Genomic DNA, 23,357 nt, shown 5'->3' with positions numbered 1-23,357 from the left:
TAGAACTGCGGGATTTTTCTGACTTTCATTCTATATTGGGTCAGTTAGAATACATGCAAACGCCTCACTTTCTTTTTAATAACAACACAGGGAAACAGAATGACGTTAAAAAAACGTTCAGGATTCGGCTATTTCTTTTTCGGAATGAAACTGGCAGTCACCCCCGGGATCAGAAGATTTGTGATACTTCCTCTGCTGGCCAATGTGCTATTGCTCGGCGGCGCACTCTATTATGTGTTTACGCAAATGGGAAACTGGCTCGATCATCTGATGTCCTATGTGCCTGACTTTCTGTCATGGCTCAACTACATCATTTGGCCACTGGCTGTCCTGTCAATACTTTTTGTAACGATGTATTTCTTCAGTGCAGTTGCCAACATTATCGCTTCTCCCTTCAATGGCTTGTTGGCAGAGAAAGTTGAAAAGCTGCTCGATGGTCATACGATAAACGATGAAGGCCTGTGGAGTTTTGTCAAAGATATCCCCCGCATCTTTGCCCGAGAATGGCGCAAGCTACGTTATACCATTCCAAAGATGATTGGCTTATTTATTCTGTTGCTGATTCCTGGAATCGGACAAACCGTTGGCCCATTGGTCTGGTTCATTTTTACAGCGTGGATGCTCGCAATCCAATATTGTGATTACCCTTTTGATAATCACAAAGTCAGCTTTAATACCATGCGTATGCAACTAAAAGGCAAACAGGGACGCGCTTACGGCTTCGGTATGCTGGTCACGCTATTTACAACCATCCCTATCATCAACTTAATTGTGATGCCGGCTGCCGTCTGTGGCGCGACGGCGATGTGGGTCAATGAGTTTAAAGCCGAAACGCTCAAATCCCAGAATTAGGGACCATGGGAGTTTGCAAACATTGATGAATGTAAGAAGAAATTAAGCGGTACATTGAACTTTCAGCTATCCCCTCAAACAAAGCCGTATGGCTTAAACTGTAAAGTTCAATAACCCCTATAAGATATAACTTTTTAATCCTTTCATCATATTAGCGGACATCCTATGCTCTACGGGTCCCCACAAAAAACGTGTTTTCGCTCAATAAAACAACACGAAAATGTGCAATGAAGGAATATAACAATGAGTAAGATTTTCGAAGACAACTCCCTGACCATCGGTAACACCCCACTCGTCCGTCTGAACAAAGTGAGTCAAGGTAACGTACTCGCTAAGGTAGAAGCTCGTAACCCAAGTTTCAGCGTGAAGTGTCGTATCGGTGCCAACATGATTTGGGAAGCTGAAAAATCCGGCAAACTCAAACCGGGTATTGAACTTGTTGAACCAACCAGTGGTAATACCGGTATTGCACTCGCGTTTGTCGCTGCTGCCCGTGGCTACAAGCTGACCCTGACAATGCCTGAGTCAATGAGTTTAGAGCGCCGTAAACTGCTCAAAGCGCTGGGAGCTAATCTCGAGTTGACAGAGGCAGCAAAAGGGATGAAAGGTGCAATCAACAAAGCAGAAGAGATTGTTGCCAGTAACCCTGACAAATATTTGCTACTACAACAATTTGATAATCCGGCAAACCCGGAAATTCATGAAAAAACCACAGGTCCTGAAATCTGGGACGCAACTGACGGTGAAGTAGACGTATTCGTCGCAGGTGTCGGAACTGGTGGTACATTGACAGGAACCAGCCGCTATCTCAAAGGAGAGAAAGGCAAAGCGATTATCTCTGTTGCAGTTGAACCAGAAGAATCACCTGTCATAACTCAGGCCCTAGCTGGCGAAGAAATCAAACCGGCGCCGCACAAAATTCAGGGGATCGGTGCTGGTTTTATCCCGGGTAATCTCGATTTATCTCTCATCGACCGTGTTGAACGCGTGACGTCTGAAGATGCAATTGACATGGCCCGTCGCCTGATGGAAGAGGAAGGAATTCTCGCGGGAATCTCCTCTGGTGCAGCCGTTGTAGCTGCAAATCGTCTGGCTGAACGCCCTGAATTTAAAGATAAAACAATCGTCGTGATTCTGCCGAGCTCCGGTGAGCGTTACCTCAGCACTGCACTATTTGCCGGTATATTTACCGAGAAAGAGAACCAACAATAATATGTGGTGAAATCAATTTTTTTATGAAAAAAGCCCCTAATTGGGGCTTTTTTGTTGATCCTTGCCCAACCTTTGGTAATATCAGACTTGCTTTATTTTTAGGTTCGAAATAAAGAACGCAAGAAGCTTGGTGTCGTCCACTGTATCGCAAACTAGCGTAACAAGGTGACAGCAGCTAAGCTTCATTTGGTTCTAAACTAAGAAAAAAATAAATTAAATTGGGGTATATACAATGTACGAGAAGCAAGTAGAAATCACTGCTGAAAACGGCCTTCACACTCGTCCTGCTGCACAGTTCGTGAAAGAAGCAAAAGAATTTGATGCTGAAATCACCGTTACTTCAAACGGAAAAAGCGCCAGTGCGAAAAGCCTATTCAAACTACAAACACTCGGCCTTGTCAAAGGTACTGTTGTTACCATCTCTGCCGAAGGTGCTCAAGCGAAACAAGCAGTTGATCACTTAGTTGCTTTGATGGATCACCTTGAATAATTCGAAGCACTGAATTTTGAGGCCATTTTACTATAATAGTAGAATGGCTTTTGTTCATGATATATGACAAATGCTAACAATATCGTTAGCATTTAGTTTTGTAATCTCTCAATAAATTTGACCAGTTTAAGGTATGGCTATGATTTCAGGCATCCTAGCATCTCCTGGTATTGCTATCGGTAAAGCACTACTACTTCAAGAAGACGAAATCGTCCTTAACACCAACACTATCTCAGACGCGCAAGTAGAAACTGAGGTACAAAAATTCTACGACGCACGCGATAAATCAAAAACGCAGTTAGAAGTCATTAAACAGAAAGCGCTTGAGACATTTGGCGAAGAAAAAGAAGCTATTTTCGAAGGCCACATCATGTTGCTTGAAGATGAAGAGCTGGAAGAAGAAATTTTAGCCCTCATCAAAAACGATAAGCTCCATGCTGACAACGCAATTCATACCGTCATCGAAGAACAAGCTGAGGCTCTGGAATCATTAGATGACGAATACCTCAAAGAACGTGCGACAGACATTCGCGATATCGGGAACCGCTTTGTAAAAAATGCATTAGGTATCCATATCGTCAATCTGAGTGCGATCAACGAACAAGTCATTCTTGTTGCCTACGATCTGACACCTTCAGAAACAGCGCAAATCAACCTCGATTATGTATTAGGTTTTGTCACTGACATCGGTGGCCGGACATCCCATACATCAATTATGGCACGCTCTCTTGAGTTACCTGCTGTTGTTGGTACCAATGATATTACCAGCCATGTAAAAAATGGTGACACGCTCGTTTTAGATGCGATCAACAATAAAATCATCATTAATCCTTCAGAAGATGAACTCGCTGAAGCAAAAAGCGTTCGTGAGACGTTCTTTGCTGAAAAAGAAGAGCTGGCTAAACTGAAAGATTTACCTGCAGAAACCCTAGACGGGCACCGTGTTGAAGTCTGCGGTAACATCGGTACAGTGAAAGATTGTGACGGTGTGATGCGTAACGGTGGTGAAGGTGTCGGTCTCTACCGCACTGAATTCCTGTTTATGGATCGCACCTCTCTGCCGACCGAGCAAGAACAGTACGAAGCTTATAAAGAAGTGGCAGAAGCAATGCAGGGCGAGCCTGTCATTATTCGTACCATGGATATCGGTGGCGATAAAGATTTGCCATATATGGACTTGCCAAAAGAGATGAACCCATTTCTCGGCTGGCGTGCAATTCGAATCAGTCTGGATCGTCGCGAAATTTTGCGTGACCAGCTGCGTGCGATTTTGCGGGCATCGGCTCATGGTAAGCTACGCATCATGTTCCCGATGATTATTTCTGTTGAAGAAATCCGTGAATTAAAAGATGCGCTTGAAACCTATAAAGCTGAGCTGCGTGAAGATGGTCATGATTTCGATGAATCAATTGAAGTCGGTGTCATGGTGGAAACACCAGCAGCAGCAGCGATTGCTCACCATCTGGCAAAAGAAGTGTCATTTTTCTCTATCGGTACAAACGACCTGACCCAATATACGCTGGCAGTTGACCGTGGTAATGAAATGATTTCTCACTTATATAACCCACTCTCTCCTGCTGTGCTGAATGTGATTAAGCAAGTCATTGATGCTTCTCACGCAGAAGGCAAATGGACTGGGATGTGTGGTGAACTTGCCGGTGATGAACGGGCAACACTACTTCTTCTGGGTATGGGACTTGATGAATTCTCAATGAGTGGCATCTCTATCCCGAAAGTGAAAAAAGTGATTCGAGATGTAGACTTTCAGGCGGTCAAAGCGATGGCTGAGGAAGCACTATCTTTCCCTACAGCTGAAGAAATTGATGCTTGTGTAGAGAAGTTTATCTCAGAAAAGTCACAATAATGATATAAGCATTTGCAGTGGGCCCACAAAAGTGGTCGCCTACTGCATATCATTAGTATACTATAACCCGAAAGAATAAATTCAAACTTTAGGAGCTGACACAATGGGGCTGTTTGACAAACTTAAAAAGTTAGTATCTGACGACAGTGCTGACACAGGCGCAATTGATATTATTGCACCGTTATCTGGTGAAATCGTCAATATTGAAGATGTGCCTGATGTCGTTTTTGCTGAAAAAATCGTTGGAGATGGCATTGCTATCAAACCATCTGGAGATAAGATGGTTGCTCCTGTAAACGGCACAATTGGTAAAATCTTCGAAACAAATCATGCATTTTCTATTGAATCAGAAGATGGCGTCGAGTTATTCGTTCATTTCGGTATCGATACTGTTGAACTGAAAGGCGAAGGGTTCAAGCGTATCGCAGAAGAAGGCCAACCTGTTAAAGCAGGTGACACTGTGATTGAATTTGATCTTGCGCTTTTAGAAGAAAAAGCAAAATCAACGCTAACACCAGTTGTGATCTCAAACATGGATGAAATCAAAGAACTGAACAAACTCTCTGGTTCAGTTGTTGTTGGTGAAACGCCTGTACTACGAGTGACCAAATAAACACAATCACCATCGTGAGAATGTTTATTCATTAAACGCTGCCCCAAAAGCAGCGTTTTTTATATGTCCTTTCCCCTTCATGACAAACCAATCGCGTAACGTAACACTTGTTTTTTAAGCATCCCGGAATGATTTGCTAATTTTAAGGCAACATTTCTGACGATTTTTACTGGTGTATGATCGTTGCTAAAAGTTTTATAAAATACATCCATTCCTGTTTGCATCAGTAAATTATCCGGCCTTCTACGCTGTTCGTAACGCACAAAAGCGCTTTCGTTGAGCTCTCTCGATTCTGAAAGCTGCTTGAGCAAACACTTCACATCTTTAAAGCCGAGATTCACACCTTGTCCGGCAAGCGGATGAATCGTATGAGCCGCATCACCAATCAAAACACAACGTTTGGCAACATATTGATGTGCATGGCGCCGAGTCAAAGCAAATGATCCATGCTGAACCACATCGATCTCTCCAAGCTCTGGAGGGAAATGAGCTTGAATTTGTTGCGCCAGTTGTGTTGAAGATAACTGGCTCAATTGGCGAATTTTCTGGGGTGAATCGTACCAGACGAGTGAAGCCTGATGCCCACTTAACGGTAAAAATGAACGCGGGCCTGATGGATAAAAGCGTTGCCAAGTCACGTCCTGTTGTGGCTGTTCGGTCTTTACATGAATCAGCATACAGTGTTGACGATAATCCCATGCGGTGACCCCAATACGAGCGAAATCACGCACCTGAGAATGAGCACCATCGGCACCGACAACCCACTGAGCACAAATCATCGGTTCTTTATCCAGATGTAAACAATTCTCCTGCTCACCGAACTCAATCTTTTGTAAGCGGCTCGGGCACTTTACCGTTAAATTAGGATATTGCTGAAATGCCTGCCATATGCCAAGTTGGATAATACGGTTTTCAACCATGTAACCCAACTGTTCCAACCCGATATCATGCGCATTAAAACTGGTTCTGCATTCAACAGATTCCCATGTTTCAAGGCGGCGGTAGGGACACACTCGCATCGACTCAATATGTTGCCACACTCCCAATGATTCAAGCAGTTTGACCGAGGCCATCGAGATAGCAGAAACCCGGACATCCATGGGCTGAGTTGCATCAAAAGGCTGCGGCTGATGGCTTTCCAGTAAAACAACTTTTTTACCCTGCTGTGCCAACCCCAAGGCTAAAGCGGCACCGACCATGCCACCACCGACAACAGCAACTTGATATGTTTCCATAATGCTGACTACTTATGACTAATTTTGACCCCGTGATTGTACGGGCTCACTGGCATCTTGAGAACTGATTTTGTCTCATTCACTTAGTCAGACAAAGATATTGCGAATGATTTAACACTAAAGGACATCAAACTTCTGATTGCCGTTTCATTGTATATTGTGATCAGTGTTAAACACTGGTCAGCAGGTTTTGAAAACAGTACAATACGCCGCTTACCGTCAGTACGGTAATTTTCAGTATATACTAGGGCATGAGCCCCAAAGCATTCAGACAGACAAAACGAGCGAAAGTGAGATGAGTAAGAAACTGCTAATTAAAACCTGGGGTTGCCAAATGAATGAATATGATTCATCCAAAATGGCCGACCTACTCAACGCAGCAAATGGCTATGAGTTAACAGAAGAACCAGAGGAAGCAGATGTCCTACTATTGAATACCTGTTCAATCCGAGAAAAAGCGCAAGAAAAGGTATTCCATCAATTAGGTCGCTGGAAAAACTTAAAGGATAATAAGCCGGGTGTTGTCATTGGCGTCGGTGGTTGCGTCGCCACTCAAGAAGGTGACCATATCCGTGAACGGGCACCATTCGTTGATGTGATCTTTGGACCACAAACGCTACATCGCCTGCCGGAAATGATTAAGCAATCTCAATCTGATGAAGCGCCCGTCATGGACATTTCCTTCCCAGAAATTGAAAAATTTGACAGTCTGCCGGAGCCTCGGGCAGATGGTGCAACAGCTTATGTTTCTATCATGGAAGGCTGCTCAAAATACTGCACTTACTGTGTGGTGCCGTATACACGTGGTGAAGAAGTCAGCCGTCCAATGGATGATGTGCTGTATGAAATTGCGCAACTTGCCGAACAAGGCGTTCGCGAGGTCAACCTGCTCGGGCAGAACGTCAATGCGTACCGTGGCGCCACGCATGATGGTGAAATTTGCTCATTTGCAGATCTATTACGGTTGGTTGCATCGATTGATGGTATTGACCGGATCCGTTTCACGACAAGCCATCCGTTGGAATTCACCGACGATATTATAGCGGTTTACGAAGATACTCCGGAATTGGTCAGCTTCCTGCATCTCCCGGTACAAAGTGGCTCTGATCGTATTTTAACAATGATGAAACGTCCGCATACGGCCATTGAATATAAATCGATCATTCGTAAACTACGCAAAGCACGTCCGAATATTCAAATCAGTTCTGACTTTATTGTCGGCTTCCCCGGAGAATCGGATAAAGATTTTCAGGATACGATGAAACTGATTCGAGATGTAGACTTTGATATGAGTTTCAGCTTCATCTTCTCTCCTCGCCCGGGTACACCGGCAGCAGATTACCCTTGCGATCTGAGCGAAGCTGTGAAGAAAGAGCGTCTGTATGAATTACAGCAAACCATTAATAGTCAGGCAATGCGCTACTCACGTCTGATGTCAGATACTGAGCAACGTATTCTGGTTGAAGGACCATCGAAAAAGAATTTGATGGAATTACGGGGTAGAACAGAAAATAATCGTGTTGTGAATTTTGAAGGTTCAGCAGACCTGATCGGTCAGTTTGTTGATGTCAAGATTGTGGATGTTTTCCCGAACTCTCTGCGCGGTGAACTGATTCGTACCGAGCAGGAAATGGATCTGCGCGTGGTTACTTCCCCGCTGGAGATGATCCAAAAGACACGTCGAGAAAATGAACTGGGAGTTGCTACCTTTACCCCATAGTCTCGAACAATTCCCCATCCGGTTTCCGGTCAAAATCGGAAACCCGAGGATGGCACCATGAGAGGTCACATTGAGTAATAAAATTATCACACTTGAAATCAGTCTGGAACCATCCGATAACCGTCGCCTTGCCAGTCTGTGTGGGCCGTTTGATGATAATATCAAGCAGCTTGAACGTCGTCTGGGCGTTGAAATCAATTACCGCAATCACCAGTTTACCGTCGTCGGTAAACCGCATACCGCAACGGCAGCTATCGATATTCTCAAAACGCTTTACGTGAATACGGCACCGGTCAGAGGACAAATTCCGGATATTGAGCCTGAACAAATTCACCTTGCCATCAAAGAGTCCGGTATTCTGGAACAGCATGCTGAACCTTCCTTTGAGCACGGGAAAGAAGTCTTCGTCAAAACGAAGAAAGGGATGATAAAACCCAGAACACCCAATCAGGCACAATATCTGATGAATATGGTGACTCATGATATTACTTTTGGGGTTGGCCCTGCCGGTACAGGAAAAACATATCTTGCCGTAGCCGCAGCCGTTGACGCGCTCGAACGACAAGAAATTCGTCGTATTCTGTTAACACGTCCAGCCGTTGAAGCGGGAGAGAAACTCGGATTTCTTCCGGGCGATCTCAGTCAAAAAGTCGATCCTTACCTTCGTCCACTATACGATGCGCTGTTTGAAATGCTAGGCTTTGAACGGGTTGAAAAGCTGATTGAGAGAAACGTAATTGAAGTGGCTCCTCTCGCCTATATGCGAGGCCGGACACTCAACGATGCATTTATTATCTTGGATGAAAGCCAGAATACCACGGTCGAACAGATGAAAATGTTTTTGACCCGTATCGGTTTCAATTCAAGAGCGGTCATCACTGGTGATGTAACTCAGATTGACCTACCTCGTGGTGCCAAATCAGGACTCCGTCACGCAGTTGAAGTTCTGAATGACGTCAATGAAATCAGCTTCAATTTTTTCCAGGCAGACGATGTCGTTCGTCATCCGGTTGTTGCCCGGATTATCAATGCTTATGAAAAATGGGAAGCACAAGATCAAAGAGAGCGTAAAGAGTACGAGAAAAGACGTCGCGAAGCACAACAAAATCGCGCTGCTGAAGAGCAACAAGACACTTCTCCCACCGTACCGGAGTCTGATCAGTCATGAGTATTGTGCTCGATTTACAAGTTGCCGTAGAACATTCAGAAAACATTCCCTCTGAAGCGAATTTTTCTCGCTGGCTCACGGCAGCAGTCTCCCCTTTTCAGACACAAGCAGAAGTCACCGTTCGAATTGTTGACCACGCTGAAAGTCAGCAACTAAACTCTCAATATCGTGGAAAAGACAAACCGACCAATGTATTGTCATTTCCGTTTGAATCACCACCGGGTGTCACACTGGATCTGTTAGGCGATCTAGTCATTTGCCGCGAAGTTGTCGAACAAGAATCCGATGAGCAGCATAAACCGTTACTCGCTCATTGGGCGCATATGGTTGTACATGGTAGCCTTCATCTGTTAGGTTATGATCATATCGACGATGACGAAGCTGTAGAAATGGAGTCACTCGAAACAGAAATCATGTTGAAATTGGGCTATCAAGACCCATATTTAACAGAGAAATAGTAGAACAGATAATCAACACCCCCCTGTTCTACGATGTGTGCTATCACACGTCTGATAGCGTGACTGAATAGAGTAACAATGAACGAAGACAATTCGCAGAATTCTGAAGGTCCGAGTAAGAAGTCCTTTTTTGGACGTTTAGGTCAGCTTTTTCAGGGCGACCCCAAAGATCGACAGGAATTGGTAGAAGTTATCCGAGATTCGGAAATCAACGACCTGATCGATCACGATACGAAAGATATGTTGGAAGGGGTCATTCAAATTTCTGAAATGCGAGTTCGGGATATTATGATACCCCGCTCTCAGATGGTGACGATTGACCGAGATGCATCTCTCGACAAACTCATCACTCTCATCACAGATGCCCAACACTCACGGTATCCCATCATCAGTGAAGATAAAGACCATGTTGATGGTATCTTGCTGGCAAAAGATCTACTCAAATATCTCGGTTCAACATGTACACCATTTCATATTGATGAAGTTATCCGTCCTGCGGTGGTCGTTCCCGAAAGTAAGCGCGTAGATCGGTTGTTGAAAGAGTTCCGGGAAGAACGCTACCACATGGCGATTGTTGTCGATGAATTTGGCGGAGTGTCCGGGCTGGTGACAATCGAGGATATACTGGAAGAAATCGTCGGAGATATCGAAGATGAGACCGATGATGAAGAACAACAGGATATCCGAAAACTAAGCAAACATACCTTTTCCATCAATGCTCTGACGACGATTGAAGACTTTAATCAGACATTCGGCACCAACTTCAGTGATGAAGAAGTGGATACCGTTGGTGGGCTGGTGATGACAGCATTCGGTCATCTCCCTGAACGGGGTGAAGTGGTTCAATTGTCTGACTATCAGTTTAAAGTGACCAGTGCAGATAATCGGCGCGTTGTTCAACTACAAGTGACAATTCCTGACGTTGAAACCGTTTCAGAAGAGTTCCAAGAATAGTAATATAATCGGTAACTATTCTCTATCGAGTTCAATCATAATCACTGATGTCTAATCCAAACTATTCTCGTTTTATACGGCCATTCATGGCCGTTTTTTCTGGTGCCATCGGGTCATTTGCTTTTGCACCCTATGCATGGTGGCCGTTAGCCTTCCTCTCTCTGTATTTTTTATTTCTTCTGTTATATCAGCGTTCAGCGAAACAAGCTTTCCTGGTAGGGCTACTTTGGGGACTCGGATTCTTCGGTCACGGGGTCTATTGGATTCACGTCAGCATTGATACGTTTGGTGGTGTACCGAAAGTGGTTAGCATTCTCCTAATGGGGTTACTTTCTGCTTATCTGGCTCTTTATCCGGCCTTGTTCAGTTATGTCCTGAACCGATATTTTCCTCGAGAATCTGCAATCCGCTATCTATTGGCAGCTCCTGCGCTTTGGCTGGTGAACGAATGGTTAAGGGGGTGGGTATTTACTGGTTTTCCGTGGCTCTGGCTCGGATATAGCCAAATCGATACGCCTTTAGCAAATTATGCCCCCATCGGAGGCGTCGAACTAATCACACTCGCGATAGCCTTAATCTCAGCGGCGATGGCATATTTCACTTTGCAGCGACAGTGGCGCGCCCTACTCGTTCCATTCGGTATTTACGGGATTGCAGCTGGCCTCAATTGGGTTCACTGGGTCTCTCCACAACCTGAACGTCAAACCACCGTTGCGCTTGTTCAAGGCAATATTGATCAAGCGCTCAAATGGCGTCCCAGCGAGCGATGGCCAACGCTGATGAAATATGCAGATTACACGCAAGAGAACTGGGATGCAGATATTATCATCTGGCCGGAAGCCGCAATTCCAGCCTTTGAACATGAATTACCAGCGTATCTGAGCTCTCTGGATGAACACGCCCGAGAAAATCACTCAGCACTACTCACGGGGATATTAACCAGACCCGATAATCACACATTCTATAACAGTATTCTTGCGCTCGGTCAGGGAACACCCGTATACCAAAGTGTCAACAGACCCAAATATAAGAAACATCATCTGCTGCCATTTGGCGAGTTTGTTCCCTTTGAGCAGTGGCTACGACCACTGGCTCCACTGTTCAATCTCCCCATGTCTTCATTTTCTCCGGGCCCCTATATTCAGCCAAATATTCAGGCAAATGGCCGCTTCTTCGTGGCTGCACTTTGCTATGAAATCGTATTTAACGAACAGATTCGGGAAAATGTCACCGATCAGACTGATTTTCTGCTGACCTTGTCAAACGATGCTTGGTTTGGACGCTCGATCGGCCCGCTCCAGCATATGGAAATCGCGAGAATGCGGGCACTTGAACTGGGGATTCCCCTCATTCGTTCAACCAATAATGGCGTGACAGCCATCACTGACTATCGAGGGAAAATCACCCATCGGTTGCCACAATTTGAAGCGGGTGTTCTCAAAACGACACTGACACCAACTCAAGGAAAAACGCCTTATCGCATATTAGGCTCGTGGCCACTTTATGGCTGGATAGCGTTCAGTTTATGCTTAGGATTTATCATCACCCGCTCTCGTGCTCAGTAACGATATGACGTAAGCGGGTGACAAAGTTCAGCCTTTCTGTCACGACTTTGAGTGAAAAGAAACCCGGCTGAACTGCTCATGACCGCAGTTCATACAAGGGATAATTTCTGTCGGGTGGTTATATTCCATTTTATGACCACACCGTTCACAAACCAGTACGCCAAGGCCAATCACATCACCCGCTTTATACGTCCCTTGATGATCCAGTTCATGATGGAGTTCCGCCCATTCTAACGCTGTTCGATCCGTAATCGATGCTAAAGCCTCCCAGATCGAGTTAGAAATCATCACAGAAAAAGGACCACTTTTGCTTTCCTCATAATGTTCAGCAAACTCATGCAAATCGGCTTTCATATAAGCAGAGATTAGTGCCAATTCATCTTTAGTCATATCAGATGCAGCCTGAACCACTTTTTCCGATGTTTCGATTGCATGCTGTAGCCGTTCCGGACTCTGTTGTACGGTTTCAACCACCTCTTGTAACAGAGTTTCATATCCCGATTTATGTTTTGACATGACAAACCTCTTCCAAACTAGATTGACTATTGTTGTGTACTCTCGCTTTAGGTATTCTATGGCGATCTATTCGTACCTGTTCTAACTGAACTCACAAATTCCAAGATAATCGGACATCATCGATGCAAGAACAATATAATCCACAAGAAATTGAGCCCAAAGTTCAAGCGCATTGGGAAAGTAGCAAAACCTTTACTGTTACAGAAGATCCTAGCAGAGAAAAATTTTACTGTTTATCTATGTTTCCGTACCCAAGTGGCCGACTACACATGGGACACGTACGTAATTATACGATCGGTGATGTGATTTCCCGCTTTCAACGCCTGCAAGGTAAAAATGTCATGCAGCCCATTGGATGGGATGCATTCGGTCTTCCGGCTGAAAATGCAGCAGTTAAAAATAAAACTGCACCGGCACCGTGGACCTATGAAAATATCGAATACATGAAAAACCAGTTGAAACTGCTGGGATTTGGCTATGACTGGAACCGGGAGTTTGCAACCTGCCGCCCTGAATACTACCGCTGGGAACAAGAGTTCTTCACCAAGTTGTATGAAAAAGGCTTAGTCTACAAAAAAACCTCTTCTGTAAACTGGTGTCCGACCGACCAAACGGTTCTGGCCAACGAACAGGTCGAAAGCGGCTGTTGCTGGCGTTGTGATACCCCCGTCGAACAGAAAGAAATCCCGCAATGGTTTATTAAAATCACCGCTTATGCTCAGGAACTTCTGGACGATCTGGATACACTGGACGGCTGGCCAGAAATGGTTAAAACCATGCAGCGTAACTGGATTGGTCGTTCTGAAGGGGTTGAGTTACAGTTTGACGTTCCGAACTACGGCGCACTGGAAGTCTACACCACTCGTCCGGATACATTAATGGGAGTGACTTATGTCGGTATCGCAGCAGGTCATCCGTTGGCGGCCATTGCTGCGCAGAATAGTCCGGAAATCGAGCAATTTATCGAAGCGTGTAAAAATAACAAAGTTGCTGAAGCCGAATTGGCAACAATGGAGAAGAAAGGCATCGATACGGGCCTGAAAGCCATCCACCCACTCAATGGACGTGAAGTGCCAGTCTATATTGCCAATTTTGTCCTGATGGATTACGGCACAGGTGCAGTCATGGCTGTCCCTGCCCATGACCAGCGAGACTTTGAATTTGCGACTAAATACGGGCTAGATATTCAACCGGTCATTCAACCAACCGACGGAAGCTCCTTTGATATTGCTGAAGCGGCTTATACAGAAAAAGGCATCTTGTGCAATTCCGGTGAGTTTGATGGTCTGAACTTCGACCAAGCGCTGGATGCCATTGCCGCCAGACTCGAATCAGAAGGCAAAGGACGCAAGACCGTCAATTTCCGTTTGCGTGACTGGGGTGTCTCCCGCCAACGCTACTGGGGTGCACCAATCCCGATGGTCACCACGCAAGACGGTGAAGTTCATCCGGTACCAGCCGACCAATTACCCGTACGCCTCCCGGAAGATGTCGTGATGGATGGAGTGACCAGCCCGATTAAAGCAGACAAAACATGGGCTGAAACGACTTATAACGGTCAACCAGCACTGCGTGAAACCGATACTTTCGATACCTTTATGGAATCATCCTGGTATTACGCTCGCTACTGTTCACCGCAAGCCGATCAAATCGTAGATCCCGAGCAAGCTAACTATTGGCTCCCTGTCGATCAGTATGTCGGCGGTATTGAACACGCATGTATGCACCTGCTTTATTCACGCTTCTTCCATAAACTCCTTCGTGATGCCGGTTATATCTCTTCAGATGAGCCATTCAAGAAGTTGTTGTGCCAAGGTATGGTTTTGGCCGATGCATTCAGCTACCAGAATGAAAAAGGTGGCAAAGAATGGGTTTCACCAACTGAAGTAAAAATTGAGCGTGACGGCAAAGGACGTATCACCTCTGCCATCGATGCAAAAGGGCGTCAGGTAGCGCATTCCGGCATGGTCAAAATGTCGAAATCGAAAAATAACGGTATCGACCCTCAGGAAATGGTCGACAAATACGGTGCGGATACGGTCCGACTGTTTATGATGTTTGCCTCCCCTGCGGATATGACGTTGGAATGGCAGGAATCAGGCGTTGAAGGCGCAAACCGCTTTTTGAAACGTGTCTGGAAGCTGGTACTTGAGCATACCACTCAAGGCGAAGCGCCTGCCGTTGAACCACAATCACTGAATAATGAACAAAAAGCACTTCGTCGAGAAGTTCATAAGACCATTGCAAAAGTTACCGACGATATTGAGCGCCGTCAGACGTTCAATACCGCGATAGCCGCGATTATGGAATTAATGAACAAATTGGGCAAAGCCCCTCAGGAAAATCCTCAGGATCGCGCCATACTGGACGAATCTCTCAAAGCAATTGTGGTGATGCTGTCACCAATTACACCGCATATCTGCTTCGAAATGTGGCAAGCTTTAGGGAATTCGGATCTCGATCATGCCCCTTGGCCGACCTACGATGAAAAAGCGCTGGTCGAAGATGAAAAACTGATTGTTCTGCAAGTCAATGGTAAGGTGCGTGGTAAACTGACCGTTGCCGCAGATGCCCCCCAAGAGCAAGTAGAAAGCTTGGGACTGCAAGACGAAAATGTTCAGAAATTTACCGATGGTCTGACGATCCGCAAAGTGATCTATGTTCCGGGTAAGCTACTGAGCATTGTGGCAAACTGATTGGATTGTATGTTCACAACAGATTGTATGTTCACAACAAATTGCACGTTATAAATCAATTTGTCTGTTAACAACACCAACATGTTTGCAAATGCGAATAGTACGTGACGAACAAGATCGTACTAAAAAGATGGTACGTTGCTCAAAGAATAACGTACCATCTTGAATTGTGATGAACTCAATCACTAAATAGGAGTCAGTAGACAGACGTTGATAATGTTTACTGACTCTAGTGGATATTTCCCATCATCGATGGTTTGTCACACGGTGTGATGGTCTGGAACTATCTCTGTTCAATAGATTAAAATAGGACTCGAATGCGTTCACTTCATCCCTCATTACTACGACATATTTTCCTGACACTGCTGACAATCTCGTTGACGGCCTGCGGTTTTCATTTACGGGGAGATTATGATGTGCCGGAAGCGTTAGATAAGCTATCGGTGACCAGTTACGACCAATACAGTCAGTTTACCCGAATCGTTAAAAACCGGCTGAGACTGAATGAAATTGAGATTGTTGAACCGGCTGAAGACATTCCTAATTTACATCTCGTCAGCGAAGCGATTTCATCAAGAACACTGTCTATTTATCAGAATACAATCGCAGCGGAAAAAGAGCTGACACTCAATGCGACGTTCCGCGTTACAGTTCCCGATGTGGGTACCAAAACCTTCACAACGACGGTTACGCGTAGTTATCTGGACAACCCGCTCACGGCTTTGGCAAAGTCAATGGAAAGTGCCATGCTCATTGATGAGATGCGTCAACTGGCTTCATCTCAGATTATCCGTCTCATGGCGCGTTTAAAACCAGACCTGACTTTATCTGAACGTTCAGAGCGTTCACGGCAACACAAGATGTCTGAGCAAGGTGATAGCCATGTGTCAACCACTGAGGTTTCAACGGAACAACACACCATAAGCCAATAGAGTTTAACTGAGATTTTGATGCGTATATTTGCGGAAAAATTGCCGGAACATCTTCAACATCAGTTGATGCCAGTTTATCTCCTCTTCGGAAATGAACCATTATTATTGCAAGAGTCCCGGCTCTCGATTGCCCAGAAAGCCAAAGCGCAAGGTTTTACTGAAATCTACCGTTATCAGGCCGACAGCACACTGGATTGGCACCAAGTCTTTGACCATTTTCAGGCATTTAGTCTGTTTTCGAGCCAACAAATGGTCGAGTTAACCCTCCCTGACGGTAATATGAATGCGCAGTTGACGGGACAGTTACTTGCGCTGGGAGAAATGTTACATCCGGATACGATTCTGGTGGTGATTGGCAATAAACTCACCAAAGCGCAGGAAAATACCAAATGGTTTAAAGCCTTAGCCACACAAGGCTGCTTGGTTAACTGCCTGACACCAGATCTCAACCGTCTGCCACAATTCGTCATGCAACGTTGCCGGAAACTGGAACTCGTTCCCGACCCGGAAGCATTACAAATGTTGGCACAATGGCATGAGGGAAACCTACTGGCTCTTGCTCAGAGTCTGGAAAAACTAGCGCTACTCTATCCCGACGGGCAACTGACACTGATCCGAGTCGAAGCATCGCTATCCCGACATAATCATTTTACGGTTTACAACTGGACAGATGCTTTACTGGACGGCAAATCCAACCGTTGCCAACGAATTTTACGTCAGCTCGAAGCCGAAGGCACTGAACCCGTATTACTGTTACGTTCAGTCCAGAAAGAATTACGCTTGCTGACCACCCTTCAAGCCGAGCAACAGGATGCCTCGCTGCATACATTGATGGATAAACACCGCATCTGGAAAAATAAGCGTTCACTTTATGTCAATGCACTCAATCGACTCAGTGCGGACAAACTATACATGCTGATTCATGCCTTGAGTCATATTGAACTCTCGGTCAAAACACGCTATGACATCAATCCATGGCCGCTACTTCAGGCATTTAGCTTACAATTTACCCAAGCCGGTTTGACACCCGCTTTGCCTGATTAAAAGCATGATATACTTTAAACAGGTTTGAAATACGTGAAAGATTCGAATCTGCTCATAAAATGAGTCATTGAAAAGTAGAACAAAGTGAGAGGAAATTTCATTGCAGCACGAAGAACTGAAAAATTTTTTAGTGGATAAAGCAGATGATATGAAAGCTGAAAATATCACAGCACTTCATGTCACCGGAAAATCCAGCGTCACCGACTACATGGTGATCTGCACCGGAACATCAAAACGTCATGTGTCATCGATTGCCAATCATGTCGCCAGTGAAGCCAAAAAATTAGGCATGCCTCCTTTGGGAATGGAAGGTGACTCAGAAGGAGAATGGGTCGTGCTGGATATGGGAACATCGATGTTGCACGTCATGCAAGAAGAACAGCGATCGCTCTATCAGCTTGAAAAACTCTGGAGCTAAAGCGTGAAGATTCAGCTAGTTGCTGTGGGCACAAAAATGCCCCAATGGGTTGAGCAGGGATTCAATGAATATCAACGTCGCTTCCCGCATGATATGCCTTTAGAGCTGATTGAAATCCCTGCAGGAAAGCGGGGTAAAAATGCAGATATCCCGAGAATACTCGATAAGGAAGGGGAAGCGATGCTCGCTGCAATTCCAAAAGGACATCGTATTGTTACTCTCGATATTCCGGGAAAGCGCTGGGATACCCACCAACTAGCACAACAGATGGAAAGTTGGAAATTAGATGCCCGTAATGTCTCCATCTTAATTGGTGGCCCAGAAGGGTTATCACCAGCCTGCAAACAAGCCGCAGAGCAAAGCTGGTCTTTATCACCGCTGACCCTCCCTCACCCTTTAGTCCGTATTGTGATGGCTGAAAGTTTATACCGGGCCTGGAGTGTGACCACCAACCATCCTTATCATCGAGAATAATACGAGATGCTTCGCAAACGCAGTCAGATCCGAGACTACAAGTCAGAAGACAATCTGTTTCGAAACAGGGCCATCATTTCGTTTTTAGCGATTATCATTCTGGTTGGTGTGTTAATCGCAAACTTGTATACCCTTCAGGTTGTGCAATTTCAGGATTACAGAACCCGCTCTAACGATAACCGGATTAAAATTGTCCCTATCGCTCCAAACCGTGGGCTGATTTATGATCGTAATGGGGTCTTACTGGCAGAGAACCGTCCTATCTTTGATTTGGAGATTACACCGGAACAAGTCGATAATATGGATGCGACGATCCAACGGTTAAGACAAGTCGTTGATATTTCGCCGGAGCAAGTTGCAGCTTTCCACAAAGAGTTACGTCAAACCCGACGCTTCAATTCTGTACCGATCCTGACGCAATTAACACCGGAAGAAGTTGCTAAATTTTCGGTAAATCAATACAAATATCCGGGCGTTGCTGTCACAGCCCGTCTAAAGCGTTATTACCCTTTCGGTAAAATGCTGACTCATGTAATCGGCTATGTGTCCCGAATCAACGATCACGATATTGAACGCCTGAAACGAGAAGCAAAAGAGGTCAATTATCAGGCAACCCGTGACATCGGTAAGTTGGGTATCGAACGCTATTACGAAGATATTTTACACGGCATGCCGGGTTATCAAGAAGTTGAAGTCAACAGCCGTGGACGCGTCATCCGTACCCTTAAATACGTGCCGCCGGTACCGGGCAAAGATCTGGTATTGAATATAGACATCAACTTACAACGTTACGTTTATCATTTGCTGGATGGCAAAAGAGGCTCAGCCGTCGTCCTTGATCCGAAAGACAATGGCGTTCTGGCCATGGTTTCCAGCCCAAGCTATGATCCCAATGCCTTTGTCCATGGTATCACCAGTAAAGCTTATCGGGCCCTGTTGAGTAATAAAGACCATCCTCTGGTCAATCGTGCCACGTTAGGCATCTATCCGCCGGCATCCACTGTCAAACCGTTAATTGCTGTTTCTGCATTGCAAGAAGGCGTCATCACACCACACACCACTCGCAATGATCCGGGATACTGGCGAATTCCTAATTCAAAAACCAAGCCTTTCAGGGATTGGCTCCGATGGGGACATGGTAAAGTCAACATCACCAAAGCATTGGAAGAGTCCGTTGATACATTCTTCTATCAAGTCGCTTACGATATGGGCATCGATCGGCTATCTCGCTGGATGAAAATGTTCGGTTATGGCGAATATACCGGTATTGATATTTTCGAAGAAAGTAAAGCCAATATGCCGACCAGAGAGTGGAAAATGGCTCGCCATCGAACCCCTTGGTATCAGGGAGACACCATCCCCGTTGGAATTGGTCAGGGCTATTGGACTGCAACGCCGATGCAAATCACGAAAGCGATCTCAGTCTTAGTCCACCACGGTAAGGTACTGGCACCACATTTCCTCCGGGCAACCATTGAAAATGGAGAGCCCTTTAGCAAGCGGCAAATGGCAGAAGTTGAAACCTATCCACCGATTACCGGCGTACCGGAAAAATACTGGAACATCGCAATCAATGGGATGTATCTGGTCAATCATGGGCCTCGCGGAACGGCACGTCATGCATTCAAGCACCTAAAATATAAAAGTGCCGGTAAGTCAGGGACAGCTCAGGTCTTTGGCCTCGCGGAAGGGGAAGAATATAATGCAGACGACCTTGCAGAACACTTGCGCGACCATGCACTATTCACTGGATTTGCCCCCGTCGATAACCCGAAAGCCATTGTGACGATCGTATTGGAAAATGCGGGAGGCGGCTCCAGCCATGGTGCTCCGGTGGTGCGAAAAATCTTTGATCACATTATTCTAGATGAAGACCAACAAGAGAAGAAAGACTAATGGAATTCGATCCATCTACAGGCCAAAGCCGAGCATTCTTTGAACGTTTGCACATTGACCTTCCTCTATTACTCGGTCTACTACTGGTAATGGGGTTCGGGCTCGTAGTGATGTATAGTGCCAGTGGCCAAAATATGGCGATGATGGAGCGTCAAGCGATGCGGATGGTCTTAGCGGTCGCCATCATGGTTGGCCTTGCTCAGTTATCGCCCCGAAGTTATGAATCTTTGGCACCATTTCTGTTTTTCTGTGGGGTGCTACTCCTTGTTGGAGTCCTGATTGCAGGAGAAGTTTCGAAAGGTGCGCAACGCTGGCTCGATATCGGAGTGATCCGTTTTCAGCCTTCAGAATTACTCAAACTAGCCGTCCCGCTGATGGTCGCACGATATATCGGCAAACATCCGCTCCCACCGTCATTTAAGACCCTCTGCGTCTCTTTGGTTATGGTTTTTGTCCCGACAATTCTCATCGCAAAACAGCCCGATTTAGGGACATCGATTCTGATTGCAGCTTCCGGAATCTTCGTCATATTCCTAGCCGGTATTAGCTGGCGTATTATCTTTGCCGCGCTCTTTGCCGCAGGGGCTTTTGTGCCAATTCTGTGGTTCTTTTTGATGCGTGAGTACCAGAAAGTGCGTGTACGAACATTGTTCAACCCCGAATCCGACCCATTAGGCGCCGGCTATCACATTATCCAGAGTAAGATCGCCATTGGCTCGGGTGGTATTCTGGGCAAAGGCTGGCTACACGGGACTCAGTCACAACTTGAATTTCTGCCAGAACGCCATACCGATTTTATCTTTGCCGTGATTGCCGAAGAATGGGGGCTGATTGGGATTGTTGCTTTGCTCTCCGTTTACCTGTTTATCATCGGACGAGGTCTTTATCTGGCCAGTAATGCCCAGACCGCTTTCGGAAAAATGATGGCGGGAAGTATTGTACTTAGCTTTTTTGTCTACGTGTTTGTCAATATTGGTATGGTGAGTGGAATTTTACCTGTTGTTGGCGTTCCGCTGCCATTAATCAGTTATGGTGGGACATCCATGGTAACACTCATGGCAGGCTTTGGCATTCTGATGTCAATTCATACTCACCGAAAAGCATTTTCAAAGGCAATCTGATGAGCATTCGACTGCTTCTATATTATGGCGCAATCCTTCTGTTTATGGCTGGCTGTAGCTCCTCCGGCCGTTATGATATCCGTGATGATGTGGCTCCCAAGCAGCCCATCTCCGTTGATAATATCGAAGATGCCCACCCCAAATATGAATCTTATAGTCTTGGCGGAAACAAAGACTATACCGTTCGGGGAAAGAGATACCATATCATCAAAAATCCAAAGGGATTTAAGGAACAAGGGCTTGCCTCTTGGTATGGCAAAAAATTCCATGGTCATCAAACCTCCAATGGTGAGATTTATGACATGTACTCCATGACTGCAGCCCACAAAACGTTGCCAATTCCCAGCTATGTCAGGGTTACAAATACGAATAATGGAAAAACAGCGATTGTTCGCGTCAATGACCGCGGACCGTTCCACACCGGAAGAATTATCGATTTAAGCTATGCCGCAGCATACAAGCTTGACGTCATCCGGACAGGCACTGCCCCCGTCAAAATAGAGGTACTGACTTATGACCGCCCAACTGTGACAGCGGCGGCTCCCCCGAAAAAACACCAGTCTGACTATGTCATTCAAGTTTCTTCCTCAAGACATTTGGAAAGAACCCGAACTTTATCGCAAGATTTGAGTCAGAAGTTATCTGTGACCAGCTATATCGATAGCCTGAACGGTAGTCATCGGGTTTTTCTCGGCCCCTTTCATGATTACTCCCAGACACAACAAACTCTGGAACAGGTGAAACAGCTGGGCTACAGCACCGCCTTTATCAGGAAGCACCGGCAGATACAATAAATACCGGAAAATCTGGCCGAATCGCCCTTTGGGTCTGGCTTGAGAAAATGAGTTTCTGTTAAGATATATATAACTAATCGTAAAATTCTGCATTTATCATGAATAAAAAAATATTTTTGAAGTCGATTTCTACCCCTTTTATTGCCTTAGCAGCAATATTTACATTCACTGCTTCAGCCTCTCCGATAGTGGTTCCGGATGCACCTCAAATTGCAGCCCGAGGCTATGTTCTGATGGATTATCATTCAGGTAAGATCCTTGCAGAAAAAGAGATGAACACCAAACTGCCCCCAGCAAGTTTGACCAAAATGATGACCAGTTATGTTATCGGTCAAGAACTGGCTCGTGGCAACATTTCTCCAGATGACGATGTGGTTATCAGTAAAAACGCATGGGCGAAAAACTTTCCGGACTCATCCAAAATGTTCATCGAAGTTGGAACAACCGTGAAAGTGAAAGACTTAAACCGCGGTATCATTATCCAATCCGGTAATGATGCGTGTGTGGCGATGGCTGAGCATGTCGCAGGTTCCGAAGATGCGTTTGTCGATTTGATGAATGCCTGGGCCAACACCATCGGTATGAAGAATACTCATTTTGAAAACGTACACGGACTAGACCACGGTAATCATTATTCAACGCCTTATGATATGGCAATTTTGGCACAAGCACTGATTCGCGATGTGCCAAACGAATATAAACTCTATTCTGAAAAGAAATTCACTTATAACGGCATTACCCAATATAACCGTAACGGTCTGCTCTGGGATAAGAGCATGAACGTTGATGGCATCAAGACAGGCCACACCAGCCATGCAGGTTACAGCCTTGTCAGCTCAGCGACAGAAGGCAACATGCGTTTGATCGCTGTAGTGATGGGGACGAAAAGTTCAAATGCACGGAAGTCAGAAAGTAAAAAACTACTCAGCTATGGCTTCCGCTTCTTTGAAACTGTTGCACCGCATAAAGCCGGAGAAACGTTTATTAATGAGCGTATCTGGATGGGTAACAAAGATACGGTTGCATTAGGTGTGGATAAAGATACCTATGTTACGTTACCAAGAGGACAAGCGAAAAACCTGAAAGCCAGTTTTGTCTTAGAGAAAGAGCTGGAAGCCCCGATTAAGAAAGGTGATGTCGTTGGTAAACTGTACTACCAGCTCGAAGGTAAAGATGTTGCTCAATATCCATTAATCGCACTGGAAGATGTCAACAAAGGTGGTATTTTCAGTCGTCTATGGGATTACATCGTCTTGTTATTTAAAGGGTTATTCTAATCCTGACGATAGCGTGATGTAAAAATCACCCTCAAGAAAAAGCCTGACACGATGTCAG

At 45.4% G+C, this 23,357-nt stretch carries 21 protein-coding genes; 19 read left to right on the top strand and 2 right to left on the bottom strand.

The window, feature by feature from the left end:
• Positions 1-99 precede the first annotated feature (99 nt).
• The 5 genes from cysZ to crr all read left to right on the top strand — a co-directional run bounded on the left by cysZ (position 100) and on the right by crr (position 5,031).
• A complete protein-coding gene (gene cysZ / locus BSQ33_RS13655; RefSeq protein ID WP_021019445.1) occupies positions 100-852 on the top strand; it encodes a sulfate transporter CysZ in 753 nt (250 codons plus the stop codon).
• Positions 853-1,095: 243 nt separating this feature from the next.
• The gene (gene cysK, locus BSQ33_RS13650; protein WP_088134312.1) at positions 1,096-2,064 is read left to right on the top strand and encodes a cysteine synthase A; all 969 of its coding nucleotides are present in this window, start codon (positions 1,096-1,098) and stop codon (positions 2,062-2,064) included.
• A 232-nt stretch (positions 2,065-2,296) separates the two neighbouring features.
• Positions 2,297-2,554 (top strand): HPr family phosphocarrier protein, encoded by a 258-nt coding sequence (locus tag BSQ33_RS13645; RefSeq protein WP_021019443.1) that lies wholly within the window; start codon positions 2,297-2,299, stop codon positions 2,552-2,554.
• A gap of 139 nt (positions 2,555-2,693) precedes the next feature.
• A complete protein-coding gene (ptsI, locus tag BSQ33_RS13640; protein ID WP_021019442.1) occupies positions 2,694-4,418 on the top strand; it encodes a phosphoenolpyruvate-protein phosphotransferase PtsI in 1,725 nt (574 codons plus the stop codon).
• Positions 4,419-4,521: 103 nt separating this feature from the next.
• Entirely contained in the window at positions 4,522-5,031 is a 510-nt protein-coding gene (crr, locus tag BSQ33_RS13635) for a PTS glucose transporter subunit IIA (protein WP_021019441.1), read from the top strand.
• 77 nt (positions 5,032-5,108) lie between these two features.
• On the opposite strand, the gene BSQ33_RS13630 is transcribed toward crr, so the two are convergent.
• On the bottom strand, positions 5,109-6,266 hold the full coding sequence (locus BSQ33_RS13630; protein WP_021019440.1) for a 2-octaprenyl-3-methyl-6-methoxy-1,4-benzoquinol hydroxylase: 1,158 nt from the start codon (positions 6,264-6,266) through the stop codon (positions 5,109-5,111).
• A gap of 295 nt (positions 6,267-6,561) precedes the next feature.
• On the opposite strand from BSQ33_RS13630, the gene miaB reads away from it, so the two are divergent.
• From miaB to lnt, 5 genes are all read left to right on the top strand, one after another.
• Complete coding sequence (gene miaB / locus BSQ33_RS13625) at positions 6,562-7,986, top strand: tRNA (N6-isopentenyl adenosine(37)-C2)-methylthiotransferase MiaB (RefSeq protein ID WP_088134598.1); 1,425 nt, start codon at positions 6,562-6,564, stop codon at positions 7,984-7,986.
• Positions 7,987-8,056: 70 nt separating this feature from the next.
• Positions 8,057-9,154 carry a PhoH family protein gene (locus BSQ33_RS13620; RefSeq protein ID WP_088134311.1) on the top strand — a complete coding sequence of 366 codons (1,098 nt, stop codon included), beginning with the start codon at positions 8,057-8,059 and terminating at the stop codon, positions 9,152-9,154.
• Positions 9,151-9,612, top strand: coding sequence for an rRNA maturation RNase YbeY (gene ybeY, locus BSQ33_RS13615; protein ID WP_088134310.1), 462 nt, complete (start codon positions 9,151-9,153; stop codon positions 9,610-9,612). The genes BSQ33_RS13620 and ybeY overlap by 4 nt, the downstream gene beginning before the upstream one ends.
• A 78-nt stretch (positions 9,613-9,690) precedes the next feature.
• Complete coding sequence (gene corC, locus BSQ33_RS13610; protein WP_021019436.1) at positions 9,691-10,566, top strand: CNNM family magnesium/cobalt transport protein CorC; 876 nt, start codon at positions 9,691-9,693, stop codon at positions 10,564-10,566.
• A 47-nt stretch (positions 10,567-10,613) separates the two neighbouring features.
• The gene (gene lnt / locus BSQ33_RS13605) at positions 10,614-12,131 is read left to right on the top strand and encodes an apolipoprotein N-acyltransferase (RefSeq protein ID WP_088134309.1); all 1,518 of its coding nucleotides are present in this window, start codon (positions 10,614-10,616) and stop codon (positions 12,129-12,131) included.
• A gap of 39 nt (positions 12,132-12,170) precedes the next feature.
• Here lnt and BSQ33_RS13600 read toward each other — a convergent pair whose 3' ends face one another.
• Positions 12,171-12,647, bottom strand: coding sequence for a zinc ribbon-containing protein (locus BSQ33_RS13600; protein WP_088134308.1), 477 nt, complete (start codon positions 12,645-12,647; stop codon positions 12,171-12,173).
• Positions 12,648-12,769: 122 nt separating this feature from the next.
• On the opposite strand from BSQ33_RS13600, the gene leuS reads away from it, so the two are divergent.
• From leuS to BSQ33_RS13555, 9 genes are all read left to right on the top strand, one after another.
• Positions 12,770-15,343 (top strand): leucine--tRNA ligase, encoded by a 2,574-nt coding sequence (gene leuS, locus BSQ33_RS13595; protein ID WP_088134307.1) that lies wholly within the window; start codon positions 12,770-12,772, stop codon positions 15,341-15,343.
• 317 nt (positions 15,344-15,660) lie between these two features.
• Entirely contained in the window at positions 15,661-16,275 is a 615-nt protein-coding gene (gene lptE, locus BSQ33_RS13590; RefSeq protein ID WP_088134306.1) for an LPS assembly lipoprotein LptE, read from the top strand.
• An 18-nt stretch (positions 16,276-16,293) separates the two neighbouring features.
• Complete coding sequence (gene holA, locus BSQ33_RS13585; RefSeq protein WP_088134305.1) at positions 16,294-17,319, top strand: DNA polymerase III subunit delta; 1,026 nt, start codon at positions 16,294-16,296, stop codon at positions 17,317-17,319.
• A gap of 100 nt (positions 17,320-17,419) precedes the next feature.
• A complete protein-coding gene (gene rsfS, locus BSQ33_RS13580) occupies positions 17,420-17,737 on the top strand; it encodes a ribosome silencing factor (RefSeq protein ID WP_021019430.1) in 318 nt (105 codons plus the stop codon).
• Positions 17,738-17,740: 3 nt separating this feature from the next.
• Complete coding sequence (gene rlmH / locus BSQ33_RS13575) at positions 17,741-18,211, top strand: 23S rRNA (pseudouridine(1915)-N(3))-methyltransferase RlmH (RefSeq protein WP_021019429.1); 471 nt, start codon at positions 17,741-17,743, stop codon at positions 18,209-18,211.
• A gap of 6 nt (positions 18,212-18,217) precedes the next feature.
• Complete coding sequence (mrdA, locus tag BSQ33_RS13570; protein ID WP_088134304.1) at positions 18,218-20,107, top strand: penicillin-binding protein 2; 1,890 nt, start codon at positions 18,218-18,220, stop codon at positions 20,105-20,107.
• Positions 20,107-21,228: a rod shape-determining protein RodA gene (gene rodA / locus BSQ33_RS13565; RefSeq protein ID WP_021019427.1), complete on the top strand. Its 1,122-nt coding sequence runs from the start codon at positions 20,107-20,109 to the stop codon at positions 21,226-21,228. Before mrdA ends, rodA begins: the two co-directional genes overlap by 1 nt.
• On the top strand, positions 21,228-22,022 hold the full coding sequence (locus tag BSQ33_RS13560) for a septal ring lytic transglycosylase RlpA family protein (RefSeq protein WP_021019426.1): 795 nt from the start codon (positions 21,228-21,230) through the stop codon (positions 22,020-22,022). Before rodA ends, BSQ33_RS13560 begins: the two co-directional genes overlap by 1 nt.
• A gap of 98 nt (positions 22,023-22,120) precedes the next feature.
• Positions 22,121-23,299 (top strand): serine hydrolase, encoded by a 1,179-nt coding sequence (locus BSQ33_RS13555; protein ID WP_021019425.1) that lies wholly within the window; start codon positions 22,121-22,123, stop codon positions 23,297-23,299.
• Positions 23,300-23,357 lie beyond the last annotated feature (58 nt).

The sequence above is a fragment of the Vibrio gazogenes genome (assembly GCF_002196515.1).
GTDB lineage: Bacteria > Pseudomonadota > Gammaproteobacteria > Enterobacterales > Vibrionaceae > Vibrio > Vibrio gazogenes_A.
The sequence above is the reverse complement of the archived record's forward strand: the minus strand, read 5'-3'. Positions and strand labels throughout refer to the sequence as shown.